At 74.1% G+C, this 15,849-nt stretch carries 15 protein-coding genes; 4 read left to right on the forward strand and 11 right to left on the reverse strand.

The genetic code is table 11. The features are described from left to right. Nucleotides 1-36: 36 nt before the first annotated feature. From RKE38_RS17220 to RKE38_RS17260, 9 genes are all read right to left on the reverse strand, one after another. Nucleotides 37-252: a hypothetical protein gene (locus RKE38_RS17220; RefSeq protein WP_316008698.1), complete on the reverse strand. Its 216-nt coding sequence runs from the start codon at nucleotides 250-252 to the stop codon at nucleotides 37-39. Between the two features lie 68 nt (nucleotides 253-320). After that, nucleotides 321-1,265, reverse strand: coding sequence for a universal stress protein (locus RKE38_RS17225; RefSeq protein ID WP_316008699.1), 945 nt, complete (start codon nucleotides 1,263-1,265; stop codon nucleotides 321-323). Further along, nucleotides 1,262-1,687, reverse strand: a complete 426-nt coding sequence (locus tag RKE38_RS17230; RefSeq protein WP_316008700.1) for a universal stress protein — start codon at nucleotides 1,685-1,687, stop codon at nucleotides 1,262-1,264. Before RKE38_RS17230 ends, RKE38_RS17225 begins: the two co-directional genes overlap by 4 nt. Next, entirely contained in the window at nucleotides 1,684-2,595 is a 912-nt protein-coding gene (locus RKE38_RS17235; RefSeq protein ID WP_316008701.1) for a universal stress protein, read from the reverse strand. The genes RKE38_RS17230 and RKE38_RS17235 overlap by 4 nt, the downstream gene beginning before the upstream one ends. A gap of 234 nt (nucleotides 2,596-2,829) precedes the next feature. After that, nucleotides 2,830-3,591 carry an SDR family NAD(P)-dependent oxidoreductase gene (locus RKE38_RS17240; protein WP_316008702.1) on the reverse strand — a complete coding sequence of 254 codons (762 nt, stop codon included), beginning with the start codon at nucleotides 3,589-3,591 and terminating at the stop codon, nucleotides 2,830-2,832. A gap of 95 nt (nucleotides 3,592-3,686) precedes the next feature. After that, nucleotides 3,687-6,035, reverse strand: a complete 2,349-nt coding sequence (locus tag RKE38_RS17245) for an excinuclease ABC subunit UvrA (protein WP_316008703.1) — start codon at nucleotides 6,033-6,035, stop codon at nucleotides 3,687-3,689. Nucleotides 6,036-6,106: 71 nt separating this feature from the next. Then, nucleotides 6,107-8,191 (reverse strand): ATP-binding protein, encoded by a 2,085-nt coding sequence (locus RKE38_RS17250; protein WP_316008704.1) that lies wholly within the window; start codon nucleotides 8,189-8,191, stop codon nucleotides 6,107-6,109. Nucleotides 8,192-8,330: 139 nt separating this feature from the next. After that, on the reverse strand, nucleotides 8,331-9,491 hold the full coding sequence (locus tag RKE38_RS17255; protein WP_316008705.1) for a DUF4185 domain-containing protein: 1,161 nt from the start codon (nucleotides 9,489-9,491) through the stop codon (nucleotides 8,331-8,333). 130 nt (nucleotides 9,492-9,621) lie between these two features. Continuing rightward, nucleotides 9,622-10,050 (reverse strand): OsmC family protein, encoded by a 429-nt coding sequence (locus RKE38_RS17260; RefSeq protein ID WP_316008706.1) that lies wholly within the window; start codon nucleotides 10,048-10,050, stop codon nucleotides 9,622-9,624. Nucleotides 10,051-10,226: 176 nt separating this feature from the next. Here RKE38_RS17260 and RKE38_RS17265 point away from each other — a divergent pair, with 176 nt between their 5' ends. The 4 genes from RKE38_RS17265 (at nucleotide 10,227) to RKE38_RS17280 (ending at nucleotide 14,275) form a co-directional block, all read left to right on the forward strand. Beyond that, nucleotides 10,227-10,856, forward strand: coding sequence for a CBS domain-containing protein (locus RKE38_RS17265; protein WP_316008707.1), 630 nt, complete (start codon nucleotides 10,227-10,229; stop codon nucleotides 10,854-10,856). A gap of 30 nt (nucleotides 10,857-10,886) precedes the next feature. Further along, nucleotides 10,887-12,536 carry a GAF domain-containing protein gene (locus RKE38_RS17270; RefSeq protein ID WP_316008708.1) on the forward strand — a complete coding sequence of 550 codons (1,650 nt, stop codon included), beginning with the start codon at nucleotides 10,887-10,889 and terminating at the stop codon, nucleotides 12,534-12,536. Between the two features lie 79 nt (nucleotides 12,537-12,615). Continuing rightward, on the forward strand, nucleotides 12,616-13,551 hold the full coding sequence (locus RKE38_RS17275; RefSeq protein ID WP_316008709.1) for a universal stress protein: 936 nt from the start codon (nucleotides 12,616-12,618) through the stop codon (nucleotides 13,549-13,551). A 55-nt stretch (nucleotides 13,552-13,606) separates the two neighbouring features. Further along, on the forward strand, nucleotides 13,607-14,275 hold the full coding sequence (locus RKE38_RS17280; protein WP_316008710.1) for a response regulator transcription factor: 669 nt from the start codon (nucleotides 13,607-13,609) through the stop codon (nucleotides 14,273-14,275). A 64-nt stretch (nucleotides 14,276-14,339) separates the two neighbouring features. Here RKE38_RS17280 and RKE38_RS17285 read toward each other — a convergent pair whose 3' ends face one another. After that, the gene (locus RKE38_RS17285; protein WP_316008711.1) at nucleotides 14,340-14,801 is read right to left on the reverse strand and encodes a pyridoxamine 5'-phosphate oxidase family protein; all 462 of its coding nucleotides are present in this window, start codon (nucleotides 14,799-14,801) and stop codon (nucleotides 14,340-14,342) included. Beyond that, entirely contained in the window at nucleotides 14,798-15,733 is a 936-nt protein-coding gene (locus RKE38_RS17290; protein ID WP_316008712.1) for a universal stress protein, read from the reverse strand. Before RKE38_RS17290 ends, RKE38_RS17285 begins: the two co-directional genes overlap by 4 nt. Nucleotides 15,734-15,849: the final 116 nt, after the last annotated feature.

Consider the following 15,849-nt stretch of genomic DNA (forward strand, 5'->3'; position numbering starts at 1 on the left):
GCCTCGACGGGACTGCCGGCGTGCTGCTGGTGGCACCTAGAGGCGCCGCTCCACCCGAGCCCCCACCACTCCGCCGACCAGCGCGCCGACGAACGGTGCCACGACGGCGCCCAGGAGGCCGACGAAGATGTACTCGGCCTCGTCCATGCGGGTCCGGGCGTCATTGACCATGTCGGCCGCGACCGTGCCGACCACGAAGCCCAACGCCGCACCGACGATGACCCCGCAGGCGACGGCAACGGTGCGTCTCACGATGTCCCCCCTGAGTAGGGGAGCAGCCTACGCTCGACGAGAGCGGGGTCGTGGTCGTTTGGTGGCTGTCAGGCCGACCCTGCCCGCGTCGCAGTCCCTGCCGAGTCGCCCGTGGGCGCCGTGCCGTCGGGGTGGACGACGGCGACGGGGCAGTGCGCCTTGCGCAGCACGGCCGCCGACACCGAGCCGAGGACGGCGCTGGCCACGGGTCCACGGCCACGGGAGCCCACGACGAGCAGGCCGGCGCCCGAGCTGAGCTTGACCAGCTCGGCGATGGCGTCCCGCTGGGCCACGTGGACGCGGACGTCGACGTCCGGGAACTCCTCACGGAACCCGGCCAGCGACTCGGACGCCACCGCGCGCTCGTCCATCTCGCCCCGGATGGGGTCCTCCGGCCACCACTCGGCGGACGGAGTCCTGATGTCGGGCTGCCAGGTGTGCACGGCCGTGATGCCGACCCGCCGGCGCCGGGCCTCCTCGAAGGCGAACCGCAGAGCCGGCGCGGAGACCTCGCTGCCGTCGACGCCCACGACCACCCGCTGGTCGGGGATCGTCGTCGAGGCCGCGTGGCGGACCACGACGACCGGGGCGTGGGCGTGCTCGGTGACGGCCTTCGAGACCGAGCCGAGCACCATGCCGCGCAGGGCTCCAAGCCCGCGCGCGCCGAGCGCGGCGACACAGGCGTGGCGGGACTCCTCGACGAGGGTCCGGGCGGGGTCGGACCCGGGGACCACCCGCACCACCACGTCCAACGACGGGTGAGCGTGGCGCACCCTGGTGCCCACCGCCTCGCAGCGCGCGTGCGGGAGGGTCGGTGGCGGGATGTCGCCGTATGCCGCGGGGTGGTCGGCGTCGGTCACGACCACGGCGGGCAGCGGTGTCGGCGGGGCGACGTGGACCAGCTCGAGGGCGCAGCCGCGCAGGACCGCCTCGGCAGCACCCCAGTCGACCGCCAGCTCGCTGGTGGCGGAGAGGTCCAGTCCGACCAGGACCGGGGCCGGCGCGGCGTTCACGGCGCCACCTCGTGGACCGGGCAGGTGACGCGCTCGCGGCAGAGCGCCCCGACGACCCCGCCCTCGGAGTCCGCGCCGATGACGAGCATCCGGGCGTCCGCGCAGCGGGCGACGAGCAGCTCCACGGGGTCGCCGGTCGTGGACTCGAACGTGGCCCGGGCGTGCGGTCCCGTCCGGCGCAGCGCTGCCATGGCTGCGGCGAACGTCGGCTCTGCGGCGTCTGTGCGCTCCTGGACGTCGAGCCTCTCGGGCAGCACGTGCACGAACCGGACGGACGCGCCGAGCTCGTGCGCGAGGCGTACGCCCTCCTCGGCGACGCGCCGCGCGGACTCGTCGTTGGTGAGGGCCACGACGACCTCGGCGCCGGTCGTCGAGGCTGCCGCTGCCGCTGCCGCGGACGGGCGGTGGGCCGTGGAGGTCATGACCGCCCCCTCCGCTCCCGGGCCGGGCGTGGGAACGAGGGCACCACGGCCACCGGGCACGGGCTCTGGTGCAGCAACCGTGTGCTCACCGACCCGAGCAGCAGGCCGCGGAAGCCCCCACGGCCGCGGCTGCCGACGACGAGCAGCTGGGCACCCTGCGCCTCGTCGCACAGGGTCGAGACGGCCTGGCCACGGACGACCTCGGTGCGCACCTGCACGTCGGGGTACTTGTCCTGCCACCCGGCCAGCATCTCGGCGAGCTGCCGGTGCTGGGTGTCGGCCACCGCGCCGAAGTCGTCCTCCCACTCGTGCCCCGACATGAAGGCGTCGGGCGACTCCCACCACCAGGAGTGGACGGCCACCAGCGGGACCGAGCGCCGGGCGGCCTCGGCGAAGGCGTACTCGAGGGCCGGCTCGCTGTGCGGGTCGATGTCCACGCCCACCACGACGGGTCCGTCGTGCCGCAGGAGCCCGTCGTGGGGCACCACGAGGACGGGGCACTCGGCGTGCGCTGCGACCTGCGAGGTCGTCGCTCCGAGCACTGCCGCGGACACGGCGCCGAAGCGGCCCGCGCCCAGGACGACGAGCGCGGCGCCGTGGCTGGCGTCGACGAGTGCCTTGGCCGGGCTGGTGAACACCGTCTCGGCGGTGACCTCGACACGGCTGCGGGCCTCGAGGCTCGCCCGGACGGCCTCCGTCCGGGCCTCCTGGCGGCCGACCATCTCGGGGGTCCAGGGGACGATGCCGACACCGGTCGCGTTGACGACGTGGAGCGGGTGGGCCGTCGCCGTCGCGAGGTCGGCCGCGGTGTCGAGGACGGCCTGCACGGGGTCGTCGGAGTCGACGCCGACGACGACGGGCGCGAGGACGACGACGGGGGCGAGCTGGGGGGTGACGTGGGTGGTCATCGGAACTCCCTTCCTGGCTCAAGCCTCCGGCTCCGGCGCCTGCGCTGAAAGGGGCGAAGGTCCCTTGCAGCGCCGGCAAGGCAGCGCGCGTGCCGCACGGGGGCGGCATGGCGCATGGCGGACGTCGCGTGCGAATGTCGTTGCGTGCCAACGTCCCGACGTCCCGACCGAGCGGACACGCTTCTCCGGGGCCCGTGGGTTCCAGCACCGGCACGGGCCCCGGGAGCCTGGGTGTCAGCGGGCGAGGAACCCGCCGTCGATGGGGTAGTACGTGCCGGTCGCGAAGGAGGCGCCGTCGCTGGCGAGCCAGGCCACCAGCTCGGCGACCTCCTCGGGCTCGCCGATCCGCTGCAGCGCGTGCTGGGCGGCCAGTGACTCCAGCGCCGCGGCGTCGAGGTGGGTCTCGACCAGCGGCGTCCGGATGAAGCCGGGGCCGACGGCGTTGACGCGGATGTGGTCGGCGGCGTGCTCCCACGCGGCGACCTGGGTGAGCCCGACGACCCCGTGCTTGGCGGCGGTGTACGCGCTCGCGGTGGGGAACCCGACGGCGCCGAGGATCGAGGCCATGTTGATGATCGAGCCACCGCGGCCCGAGGCCTTCATCGCCCTGATCGCCGCCCGCTGGGTGTAGAACACGCCGTCGAGGTTGACCCGGATGACCTCGTGCCACTCCTCGTCGGTGTAGTCGCCGCTCGTCGCGGCAGCCCCGCCGATGCCGGCGTTGCACACGGCGATGTCGACGTGGCCGAGGGCCTCACGCACCTCGTCCATGGCCGCGTCGACCGCGGCGGCGTCGCCCACGTCCACGACGGCACCGTGGCTGCGGAAGTCGTACGCCTCGAGCTCCTTGAGCACGAGGTCGATGGCTGCACGGTCGCGGTCCCAGATCGAGACGTCGGCGCCCGAGCGGGCCAACACGTGGGCGCAGGCGCGGCCGATGCCCGAGGCGCCGCCGGTGACGACGGCCACCCTGCCGCCCAAGCCGTAGCTGTTCATGTCCGGATGTCCTTCCTCGTCGGAGGCTCCAGCGTGGGCGCGCGGCGCAGGGCCCCGACAGGGCCGGAGGTCCCGCCGGGCGTGGTCAGGCGCGGTCAAGCGCCCACGTATGCCGCGAGGTGCTTGCCGGTGAGCGTCTCCCGGGAGGCGACCAGGTCGGCGGGCGTCCCCTCGAACACGACCCGGCCCCCGTCGTGCCCGGCCCCCGGCCCGAGGTCGATGATCCAGTCGGCGTGCGCCATCACGGCTTGGTGGTGCTCGATGACCAGCACCGAGCGGCCGGCGTCGACGAGGCGGTCGAGCAGGCCGAGGAGCTGCTCGACGTCGGCGAGGTGGAGCCCGGTCGTGGGCTCGTCGAGGACGTAGACGTCGCCCTTGTCGCCCATCTGCGTGGCCAGCTTCAGCCGCTGCCGCTCGCCACCGGAGAGGGTGGTGAGGGGCTGGCCGAGGGTGAGGTAGCCCAGCCCGACGTCGGTGAGCCGGTCGAGCACGGCGTGGGCGGCCGGGGTGCGGGCCGGCCCGTCGGCGAAGAACTGCTCCGCCTCCGAGACCGGCATCGCCAGCACCTCGGCGATGTTCTTCCCACCCAGCGTGTACTCCAGCACGGCGGCCTGGAAGCGCCGGCCCTCGCACTCCTCGCAGACCGACTCGACCGTCGCCATGACCCCGAGGTCGGTGAAGATGACGCCCGCGCCGTTGCAGGCGGGGCAGGCGCCCTCGGAGTTGGAGCTGAACAGCGCCGGCTTGACGCCGTTGGCCTTGGCGAACGCCTTGCGGACGGGCTCGAGCAGGCCGGTGTAGGTCGCAGGGTTGCTGCGCCGGGACCCCTTGATCGCGCCCTGGTCGACCACGACGACGCCGTCGCGCCCGGCGACCGAGCCCTGCACCAGAGAGCTCTTGCCCGACCCGGCCACGCCGGTCAGCACGCAGAGCACCCCGAGCGGGATGTCGACCGAGACGTCGCGCAGGTTGTGGGTCGAGGCGCCCCGCACCTCCAGGGCACCCTTGGCGGGCCGCACCGTCTCCTTGAGCGCGGCACGGTCGTCCAGGTGGCGGCCGGTGACGGTGTCCGAGGCCCGCAGACCCTCGACGGTGCCCTCGAAGCACACGCTGCCGCCGGCGGTCCCGGCACCGGGGCCGAGGTCGACGACGTGGTCGGCGATCACGATGGTCTCCGGCTTGTGCTCCACGACCAGCACGGTGTTGCCCTTGTCGCGCAGCTGGACGAGCAGGGTGTTCATCCGCTCGATGTCGTGGGGGTGCAGCCCGATCGTCGGCTCGTCGAAGACGTACGTCACGTCCGTGAGCGATGACCCGAGGTGCCGGATCATCTTGGTGCGCTGGGCCTCGCCGCCGGAGAGGGTCCCGGCCGGGCGGTCGAGGGAGAGGTACCCGAGGCCGATCTCGGCGAAGGCGTCGAGCAGGTCCTGCAGCCCGGCGAGCAGGGGTGCCACGGTCGGCTCGCGCAGGTCGCGCAGCCAGTCCGCGAGGTCCGTGATCTGCATGGAGCACAGCTCGGCGATGTTCCTGCCGTTGATCTTCGCCGAGCGCGCCTCCGGCGACAGGCGCGTGCCGTCGCAGTCGGGGCAGGTGGTGAACGTGACGGCGCGCTCGACGAACCGGCGGACGTGCGGCTGCATGGCCTCGACGTCCTTGGACAGCATCGACTTCTGGACCTTGGTGAGGACGCCCTCGTAGGTGAGGTTGACCCCCTCGACCTTGATCTTCTCGGGCTGGCCGTACAGCAGCTTGTGCAGCTGCCTGTCGGTGAACTTCCCGACCGGCTTGTCCATCGGCAGGCCGGCCCCGGCGAAGATGCGGCCGTACCAGCCGTCCATGCTGTAGCCCGGGACGAGCAGGGCGCCCTCGGAGAGGGACCTGTCGGCGTCGTAGACGGCGGTGAGGTCGAAGTCGCTGACCGAGCCCATGCCCTCGCACCGGGCGCACATGCCGCCCTGGTAGACCACGTCGCGCACCACGCTCGTCTCGCCGTGGCCCCGGTCGGTGCGCAGCACGCCGCTGGCCGTCCGGGTCGGCACGTTGAAGGCGAACGCGGTCGGCGGCCCGATGTGCGGCTTGCCGATGCGTGAGAACAGGATCCGCAGCATGGCGTTGGCGTCGGTGGCGGTGCCCACCGTCGAGCGCGGGTTGGCTCCCATGCGCTCCTGGTCGACGATGATCGCCGTCGTGAGGCCCTCCAGGCGGTCGACGTCGGGGCGGGACAGCGTCGGCATGAAGCCCTGGACGAACGCGCTGTAGGTCTCGTTGATGAGCCGCTGGGACTCCGCGGCGATGGTGCCGAACACCAGCGAGCTCTTGCCGGAGCCGGACACCCCGGTGAAGACCGTCAGCCGCCTCTTGGGCAGCTCGACGTCGACGTCCTTGAGGTTGTTCTCGCGGGCGCCGTGCACCCTGATGACGTCGTGGCGGTCGGCAGCGTCCATGGCGCCACCGTATGCCGAGGCGCGGGGCGAGCGCCCCGGGTTTCCGGGCGTGGTGCGCTCCGGTCCGCGGGTCACCAGCCGGCGGTCACCGCGGGCTCAGCCTCCGCCTCCCGCTCGCGCGGCAGGGTGCCCTGGGGGATGGTCATCGAGAAGACCGAGCCACCGCCGGGACGCGGTTCGTACCCGACCTCGCCGTGGTGGGCGTGCGCGATCGAGGCGACCAGGGTGAGGCCGATGCCGGTGCCCTGGACGGCGTTGACCTGGGCCGTGCTGGACCGGAAGAACCGCTCGAACAGCCGGTGCGCCTCGTCCTCGGGCACCCCCATGCCGGTGTCCTCCACGGCGACGGTCACGGCGTCGGGCGCCCGGCGGACGCGCACGGTCACCTCGCCACCGGGGGGCGTGAACTTCACGGCGTTGGACACGAGGTTGATGAGGGCGCGCTCGAGCTGGGCCTTGTCGCCCACGACCTGGACGGGGCCGTGCGGCAGGGCCACGCGCACCGTCACGCCCGCGTCGCGGGCCTGCGTGTCGAGCACCTCGCAGGCCTGCCAGACCACCGCCCGCAGGTTCACCTCCTCGAGGGTGAGGGTGAAGCTGCCGGCGTCCACGCGGGACACGGCGAGCACGTCCTCGATGAGGGCGAGCAGACGGGTGGCGTTGCGCTGCACCTTCTCCACCATCGACAGCTGAAGGCGGTCGAGGTCACCGGCCTCGCCGGAGGCGAGCATCTCGGCATACCCGATCACGCTGGTGATGGGCGTCCTCAGCTCATGGCTGATGTTGGTGACGAAGTCGCTCTTGGCGCGGTCGAGCTCGGTGAGCTGCTCGTTCGCCACGCGCTCGGCGTCCAGCGCTGCCCGCAGGTGGTCCTCCGCCTCGCGGCGCCCCGTCACGTCGACGAGCTGGGCGGTGAACAGGTCCTCGGAGTGCTCGACGAGCGGCGACAGGCTGACCTGCACCCACGGGCGCGGACCGGCTGCCACCCGTGCCTCGCCGTGCCAGGCCTGCGCCTGGCCCGAGTCGTCGCGCGGTCCCTCGGCGGGGACCCCGCCGAGGAAGAACTCGCCCCAGCGCGAGCCGACGACGTCGTCCTCGCCGCGGCCGTCGCCACCGGTGAGCAGCCGCAGGGCGACGGCGTTGACCTCCTCGACGACGAGGACGTCGCCGTGCCGGCGCAGCAGCAGCATGCCCAGCAGGGCGCTGTTGAACCCGTGCCGGTAGAGCGCCTCGCTGCGGGTGAGCGCAGCCAGGGTCTCCTGCCGCTGCACGACGGCGACCGACAACGGCAGCACCAGCAGCGCACTGCACACCAGGAACGCCTGCACCAGCGCGGTGACGACCTCGGGCGAGCGCGACTGCCCCAGGTGCCCGAACGCGCCCCCACCGGCCGAGGTCAGCAGGGTGGCCAGGAGCCCGGTCGTGAGCAGCTGGACGAACACGGTCCTCTGGTCCATCCGCACGGCGCCCCACATCAGCGGCACGAACGGCACGAACGCCAGTGGCAGGCTCTGCGGGGGAGCGAACACCAGCGCCGGCACCAGCAGCACCGCCGACCACTGGGCGACCCGCTCCAGCCTCGAGCGTCGCGCGCCCTCGGCGATCCCGAGGAACCACGGCAGCACGATGAGGACGGCCGCCCCGTGCGACGCGGCGGCGGCCCGGCCGGCCGCGAAGGGGTCGCCGGTCTCGGTGAGGGTCACCGTGACCCCGGCGCCCACGCCGAGGACCAGCGCCCCGGCGGCCACGGCCCGCACGAGGTGGAACAGCCCCACCATCGACGCCAGGGCGCGGCGCGGGTCGCCGGAGCGGAGGAGCAGCAGCGCGACGGTGACCGCCTCCGCGGAGTTCGCGAGCGCGAACCCGGAGGCCACCGGCAGCGGCCGGCCGCCGAGGACGTTGGCCGCCAGCGAGACCAGTGTCAGCAGGGCCACGACGACCCAGCGCCACCACGACCGGGCCCACAGGACGAGCGCGACCGACAGGCCGGCGGCGGGCCACCAGGCGGCCACCCGCGACCCGGCGGGGGCGAGCCCCACCGACGTGGTCATGAGGACGAGGACCAGGGCCAGGGCGGTGCCGGCGGTGAGCGCGTACCTCGCCCGTGGGGGCAGTCCGCGGTACCACCCGACGACGCCAGCGGTGCCGACGGCCACGTGCCGATCCTCCTGCGACTGGGGGGAAGTGCGCACGCAGGAGTATGCCGGGGCGCCGGCGGTGTGCCGACGGGCGCGCGCCGGTCCGAGCCGTTCGGCTGAGGCAGGTCCGCCCGAGAGGTCAGGTCCGCCCGAGAGGTCAGGGGCGGTCGATCTCGGCGAACACCGGGCGGCCCAGCCGGGGCTGCGCGAGCAGGCGGGCGAAGTCGCTGGTGTTCCGGGAGATCGAGATGAGCAGGCGGCCGTCCGTGAGCCGGATGCCGGGGTGGGCCAGGGGCGCGTAGGCGAGGTTGCCGTCCGGGTCCTGGAAGTCGGCGCGCACGCCGCGCGTGGCCTCCCACGGGCCTGTCGGCGCGCCCGAGTCCCAGGCGTAGACGGTGGACCCCAGGTCGCCGTCGCGCTTGCTCACGAGCACGAACCGCGACCCGACGACGTCGACCGACAGCGTCTGCGACACCCCGCCCTCCGCGGGGAGCACCACGGCCGCGCGGCCGGCGTCGGCGACCCAGGCGCGACCGTCCCAGAACCGCCAGGTGCCGCGGTCGCGGGCGTCGGCGGCCGGGGCCCGCGCGACGTAGAGCGCGCGGCCGAAGGCGGTTCTGCTGGGCAACCGGGTGCCGTAGACGTAGATCCAACCGTCGTGGACGGTCATCGCCGAGCCCCAGTTGACCTGGGTCGTGTCGGGGGAGTCGGGGGTGATGTCGAGCTGGCGGACCGGCGTGGGGGCGCCCCCGTCGGGCAGGCGGAAGACGGTCGCGGTGCTGCCCAGGTAGGTGAAGTCCAGCCCGCCGACGCCGCGGCGGATCCGCGCGGAGATGACGACGAGGGACGCCTCCCCGCCGCGAGGCACCACGGCCACCGACATCGGCCAGTGGACGACGCCGTCGGAGCGGTCCGGGATGACCGGGCCGCGACCGGCGACCTCGACCTGGGAGGTGCACAGGCCGGCGGTGACGAGCATCGAGTTGGCCACGATGCGCGGCTGGACGTCCGGCGCGCGCACCGTGTCGCCGAAGACCCACACGAGTCGCCCGTCGGGCAGCCGTGCGCTCGCGCCGATGTCACCGGCCTGCCACAACGGGAGGTCCAGGCCGGCGACGACGCGGTTGAGCTGGGCGACCGTCACCGCCGGGGGGCGCGCGGCAGGCGGCGGGCAGCGGGGTGACAGGCGCGGGTATGCCCTGGTGCCCGACGCGCCGGCGCCCCCGCCCGGGGGCGCGTGGGTGCCGGTGCTGCAGCCCGTGAGCGCGACGGCGGCCGCCAGCAGCGCCGCCGGGGCGAGACGGACCACGCGGCGCATGGCCGCATCGTACGGAGGGGCGCACCGGGCACTGGCGGCGGTGCACGCGAGAGGGGCCGCCCGACGTGGTGTCGGGCGGCCCCTCGTGCAGCCGGGACCGGCTGGGACCGTGCGGGTCGGGCAGGGAGGGTCAGGAGGAGAAGGACGTCTCCAGCGTGATCGGCACCGCCTTCAGCGCGGCACTGACCGGGCAGTTCTCCTTGGCGTCCTGGGCCGCCTTCTCGAATTCCTCGGCGGTGATGCCGGGGACGGCGCCCACGACGGACAGCGCGATGCCGGTGATCCCGGTGCCGGGCTGGAACGTCACCTCCGCCGTCGTGTCGATCGTGGTGGGCGGGGTGCCGGCCTGGGCCAAGCCGTGCGACAGCGCCATCGAGTAGCAGGTCGAGTGCGCCGCGGCGATGAGCTCCTCGGGGCTGGTCTTCCCGTTCGCCTTCTCCGCGCGCGACGGCCACGACACGGCATACGTCCCGATGCCGGAGGACGTGAGGGTGACCTCGCCGGAGCCCTCCATGAGGGACCCCTCCCAGTGGGCGGCGGCGGTGCGGGTGGTGGCCATGCTCTGCTCCTTCGCTGGGGACCGGCGCGGGTCGTCCCGCGCCTGCGCCTCAAATCTAGGCGCTCGTCGTTCCCGTGCAACGGCTGCAGGGACCTTCGACCCTGTGCCCGCACCGGCGTCGTGGCGAGCATCGGGGTGCAGCCGGACGCCCGCCCGGTGCCGCGCGAGGAGGAGCCGTGCTCGTCAGTGAGCTCATGACCACCAACGTCGTCGCCGTCGACACCGAGTGCCCGCTGGACGCCGCGGTGCGGCTGCTGGCGGACCGTGGCGTCTCGGCGCTGCCGGTCGTCGACCGGAGCGGCCTCGTGGTGGGGATCCTCAGCGAGGCCGACGTCCTGCGCCTGCACCTCGCGGCGGACACCCGGGCGCACCTGCGGCCGCTGGCCCCCACAGCGCCCGAGGACGCCGCGTGGCCCCGGTACGTCGACGCGGTCATGACACCGGACCCGGTGACGGTCCACCGCGGGGCGGACGTGGCCGAGGTGGCAGCCGTCATGGCGGACACCGGCTGGAAGAGCATGCCGGTCGTGGACGAGCACGGCGCCCTGTGCGGCATCGTCAGCCGCAGCGACGTCATCCGCGTCCTGGGGCGTGCGGACGCCGAGATCTGGTCGCAGGTCGTGCACGACATCGCCGGTGTGGCCGGGGAGGGCTGCACCGTGGAGGTCCACCGGGGCGTCGTCACGCTGTCCGGCCTGGGGTCCGAGAGCGCGGCACGGGTGGCCTCGGCCATCGCCTCGACCGCCCCCGGCGTGCGCTCGGTGGTGGTGGACCGGACACCCCGCGATGTCCGGAGCGACGCCTGACCGAGCCCCCGGCCTCCTACCATGGGGCCCGTGGCAGCGGACGAGACGACCGACGGGGGCGGCCCGGGCAGCATGTTCCGGCTCTCGACCCTCGAGCTGGACGACCTGCTCGACGAGCTGCGGGCCCGCGCGGGCAGCGCCCGGGCTGCCCAGGAGCGGCTCTCGGCGCTGCTCGACGCCGTGGTGGCGGTGAGCTCGGACCTCGAGCTCGCCACGGTTCTGCGCCGCATCGTGGAGTCGGCCTGCCACCTCGTCGGGGCCCGGTACGGCGCCCTGGGTGTCCTCGGCCCCGAGGGTGACGAGCTCATCGAGTTCGTGACGCACGGGATCAGCGACGAGGACCGGGAGCGGATCGGGCCCCTGCCGCACGGCCGCGGCTTGCTGGGGCTGCTGATCCACAGCCCGCACCCGCAACGGGTGGCGCGGATCAGCGAGCACCCGGAGTCCTACGGCTTCCCGGAGAACCACCCCGTGATGACGAGCTTCCTCGGGACACCCATCCGCATCCGCAACGAGGTGTTCGGCAACCTGTACATGACGGACAAGCGGACCGGCGAGGAGTTCTCGGCCGACGACGAGGTCATCCTCACCGCGCTGGCCGCGGCGGCCGGCGTCGCCATCGACAACGCCCGGCTCTACAACCGCAGCGTGATGCAGCACCGCTGGGGCGGGGCGACACGCGACCTCGTGTCGGCGCTGCTGCAGGGCCGGGCGCAGGAGGACGTCCTTGCGGCCGCGAGCCGGTACGTCCTGGAGCTGACCGACGCCACGAGCTGCGCGATCGCCGTGCCCCGCGGCACCGACCTCGTCGTCGCAGCCACTGCCGGGGAGGGTGCGCCGCCCGTCGGCACCGTCGTCGAGGACGCCGACTGGCGCGCCGAGCTCGCGTCGCCCTCGCAAGGCGTCCGTGAGGCGGGCGCTGGGCTGGTGCTGCTCTCCCTGGGCGCCGGTGCGGAACCCCTCGGGGTGCTGGCGGTCCAGGACGTCAGCACCGTCAACGGGTACTCGGCGGCGTTGATGGACTTCGCCCAGCGGCTGGGCGTCGGGCTCACCGCCGCCCAGGCCCAGCACGAGCGCGGGCGGATGGAGATGCTCGAGGACCGCGACCGCATCGCCCGGGACATGCACGACCACGTCATCCAACGGCTCTTCGCCACCGGCCTGTCCCTGCAGTCGGTGGGCCGGCAGCTCACCGATCCGGCAGCCCGCGAGCGGGTCGAGGCAGCCGTCGACGAGGTCGACGCCGTCATCAAGGACATCCGCCACACCATCTTCGCGCTGCACCGTTCGCCGGACTCGCGAAGCCTGGCCGCCGAGATCACGACCCTGTGCGAGAACGCCGTCGTCACCCTCGGCTTCGCGCCGACCCTCACGGTGCGGGGAACCCTCGTGGACGTGCCGGACCAGCTGGCGGCCGACCTGCTCGCCGTCGTCCGTGAGGCCCTGAGCAACGCCGCCCGGCACGCCGGCGCCAGCGTCGTCTCGGTCGTCGTGGAGGCGGACGAGGCCTTGCGCGTGGAGGTCCGCGACAACGGCCGGGGCGTCCAACCCGGGACACGGCGCTCGGGCCTGGACAACCTCGCCCGCCGCGCCACCACCCGTGGGGGACAGCTCGTGATCGCGGCCCCCGACGAGGGCGGCACCGAGCTCGTCTGGTCGGTGCCGCTCCTCGAGCGCTGATCCGGGCCTCCCCCGTTCTGCCGAGCAGGGGACTTTCGCCCCTGTCCGCCCCGGCGTGGCGACGGTCACCGTGAGCCGCATGGATCGCACCCCCGCGGCCGCTCGAGGACATCAGGCCACCGCCGTGGACGACCTCCCGGACCTCGTCGGCCGTGAGGTCGTCGTCGGCTACGACGCGACACCAGCCGCCGACGCCGCCGTCCGGTGGGCCGCGCTGGAGGCGGCGCGGCTGCGCTCGGCCCTCACGGTGGTGTGCGCCGTGGACCCGGGCTCGGTGGACGGTGCCCACACGCCACAACCGGAGCTGGCACGGGTGGGCCGGGAGCTCGCCCGGCGCGGGGCCGACGTGGCGCACCGGGCAGCGCCGGACGGCATACCCGCACGTGTCGTCGGTGCGATCGGCGGAGCGGCCGGAGAGCTCGTCGCCAGGTCCGCCTCCGCGGCACTCCTGGTGGTGGGGGCACCACGGCTGCGCGGCGTGGCCGCCCTGGGCTCGGTGTCCTTCGGCGTGACGCTGCACGCCCGCTGCCCCGTCGTCCTGGTCCCGGAGGGCACCGAGCTGAGCCACCGTCACGACGTCGGTGACGTGGTCGTGGGCGCGGACGGCTCCCGGGCCTCGCGCACCGCCGTCGAGCTGGCCGCTCAGCTCGCCCTGGCCCGGAACCGCCGCCTGCGGGTCGTCACCGCCTGGCTGCCTGCGCCCGTGCCGAGCGCCACGACGGCCGGCGCGGTCCGCAGGCAGCAGGATGCCGTGCGGCAGGACATCGCGCGCGAGGACCTGGCCGCTGTGGTGGAACAGGTGCAGCGCAGGCACCCGGCCCTGGAGGTGACCGGTACGGCGGTCCGCGGCCACGCCGTCGACGTCCTCGTCGCGAGTGCGCGCGACGCTGGGCTGCTCGTGGTCGGCAGCCGCGGGCACGGCGGTTTCGCGGGGCTCGCGCTGGGCTCGGTGAGCCACGCGGTCGTGCGCTCGGCCAGGGTCCCTGTCGCGGTCGTACGCCAGGGTTGGTGGTGAACCGCCCCGGGGACGCGGCCGACGTCCTAGGCTGGGGTCGACCGGAGGTGGTGCTGTGAAGATCGGCGTGTACCTGCTCGACGACCACGAGGTCGTCCGTCGCGGGCTGCGGGAGCTGCTGGAGGTCGAGGAGGACCTCCTCGTCGTGGGCGAGTCGGGGAGCGCCCAGGAGGCGGCCCGGCGCATCCCGGCGCTGAGGCCCTCGGTCATGGTGCTCGACGCCAGGCTGCCCGACGGCTCCGGCATCGACGTGTGCCGCGACGTGCGCTCGGTCGACCCGTCGATCGCCGGCCTGATCCTCACGTCCTACGACGACGAGGAGGCCCTGACCGCCGCCGTCACCGCGGGAGCGGCCGGGTACGTCCTCAAGGACATCCACGGCAGCGACCTGGTCACCTCGATCCGCCGGGTCGCGGCCGGCGAGACGCTGCTCGACGCGGCTGTGGTCGAGCGGCTCCGGGCCCAGTGGGGCCACCAACAGCCCACCGACCCCCGGCTGGCCAGCCTCACCCCGCAGGAGCGGCGCATCCTCGAGTGCGTCGGCGAGGGCCTGACGAACCGGCAGATCGGCGAGCGCCTGTCCCTGGCGGAGAAGACGGTCAAGAACTACGTCACGTCGGTCCTGGGCAAACTCGGCATGGAGCGCCGGACCCAGGCCGCGGTCTACGTCGCCGGGCAGGGGCTCAACCACAACGGGTCCACGAGCCCGGGACCGCACGGCTGACACCACCCTCGCCCGGGCCCGGGTCGGCCGACCCGGGTGACCCCAGCTCGGCAACGTCCTGAGGTCAGCCGACGGAGCGCCCGCTGACGGACTGGGCCCGTACCCTCACCCAGGTCATCGAGTCGGGCTCGACGGGCACCCACAGGGCCGGCGCGTGCTGGTCGAGCCGGCGCACCTCGGCCTCCTCCTCGACGATGGTGGCGACGCCCTGCACGAGCACGCTCCAGCCGGTGCGTGTCGAAGCGTCGAAGGCGTCGGCCTCGTAGCCGACCCGTTCGCGGTCCACCGCCGCCTGGATCTTGGAGCTGCCGGCGGTCCGGAAGCAGACGTCCACGCCGTCGACCAGGTGCGCCACCGGCAGCACCGTGATCTCGCCGTCGAGCTCGAACGCAATCCGCCCCACCGGCACCGAGGCCACCAGCTCGAGGCACTCGTCGAGGTCGAGCACCCGCAGTCCGGTGTGGTCGGTGGGGACGTCGGCGCCGGTCCGGTGGGCGCCGGCCGGTCGGGCCTGGTCGGTCGTCATGGCGTCACCGCCTGCGATCCTGCGGCGGACACGACGGGGGCCTGCGACGGCACGGTCTCGGGCTGGGACCGCACCACCATCACCGGGCAGTGCGCGTGGTGCAGGACGCCCTGGCTCACCGAGCCCAGGACCAGCCCACCGAAGCCGCCACGACCGCGGGTGCCCACGACGAGGAGCTCGGCGCCCTTGGAGTGGTCGACGAGGGCCTGCACGGGGTGGGCGTTGAGGACGTGCTCACGGACGCTGACACCGGGGTACCTCGCGGACCACCGCGCCACGGCGTCGTGGGCCAGCGACCGCTCCTCCTGTGCGAGTTCGGCGATCTGGGCGTCGGTGGCGAGCACGGCCAGGCCGGTGCCCGCGTAGTCGAGGAACCAGGCGTGGACCACCGTGAGCGGCAGCCCGCGGGCGTCGGCCTGGTGGAACGCCTCCCCGAGCGCGCCCTCGCTGATGGGTGAGCCGTCGATGCCGACCACGACACCGGGGCGGTCCGGAAGGGCCTGCGAGAGCTCGCGGACGACGACCACGGGGCTGTGCGCGTGGGCGGCGACGTCGAGTGAGGTGGACCCGAGCATCGCGCTGCGCAGGGCACCGCGGCCGCGCGCTCCCACGACGAGCATCGTGGCGTCGCGGGAGGCGTCGACCAGCATCGGCGCCGCTGCGCCGTGTGCGCCGGACGTCGTCACGGACGTGTAGGGCGCCAGGGAGTGCACGCGCGCCACGGCGTCCTCGAGGACGCCGTCGACGCCGGGCCGGGTGAACGCGGTCTCGACCGCGGGTCCCCGCAACGGCATCGGGCGTGCGTGGACGAGCTCGAGGGGCAGGTCACGTCGCCGGGCCTCGTCGATCGCCCAGTCCAGGGCCAGCCGGCTCTGCGCGCTCTCGTCGACACCCACGACGATGGGGTGCGACGTGGTGGGGGTGGTCGACATGGTTCCTCCTGTGGGGAGCGGGACGGTGGGGGGCGGTCGCCCCAGCCCTTGAAGGGTCTGGTCGGCGGTGGCTGGGGGACAGGGACTTTGGGCCTTGAAGCGCTGGAAGCGGACAG

Source organism: Phycicoccus sp. M110.8 (assembly GCF_032464895.1).
Taxonomy (GTDB): Bacteria; Actinomycetota; Actinomycetes; order Actinomycetales; family Dermatophilaceae; genus Pedococcus.

Bases quoted from the DNA above. Each gene is read 5' to 3' on its own strand.
- RKE38_RS17230 (WP_316008700.1), bottom strand. From the start codon at position 1,687: ATGACCTCCACGGCCCACCGCCCGTCCGCGGCAGCGGCAGCGGCAGCC.
- RKE38_RS17235 (WP_316008701.1), bottom strand. From the start codon at position 2,595: ATGACCACCCACGTCACCCCCCAGCTCGCCCCCGTCGTCGTCCTCGCG.
- RKE38_RS17240 (WP_316008702.1), bottom strand. From the start codon at position 3,591: ATGAACAGCTACGGCTTGGGCGGCAGGGTGGCCGTCGTCACCGGCGGC.
- RKE38_RS17245 (WP_316008703.1), bottom strand. From the start codon at position 6,035: ATGGACGCTGCCGACCGCCACGACGTCATCAGGGTGCACGGCGCCCGC.
- RKE38_RS17255 (WP_316008705.1), bottom strand. From the start codon at position 9,491: ATGCGCCGCGTGGTCCGTCTCGCCCCGGCGGCGCTGCTGGCGGCCGCC.
- RKE38_RS17260 (WP_316008706.1), bottom strand. From the start codon at position 10,050: ATGGCCACCACCCGCACCGCCGCCGCCCACTGGGAGGGGTCCCTCATG.
- RKE38_RS17275 (WP_316008709.1), top strand. From the start codon at position 12,616: ATGGATCGCACCCCCGCGGCCGCTCGAGGACATCAGGCCACCGCCGTG.
- RKE38_RS17285 (WP_316008711.1), bottom strand. From the start codon at position 14,801: ATGACGACCGACCAGGCCCGACCGGCCGGCGCCCACCGGACCGGCGCC.
- RKE38_RS17290 (WP_316008712.1), bottom strand. From the start codon at position 15,733: ATGTCGACCACCCCCACCACGTCGCACCCCATCGTCGTGGGTGTCGAC.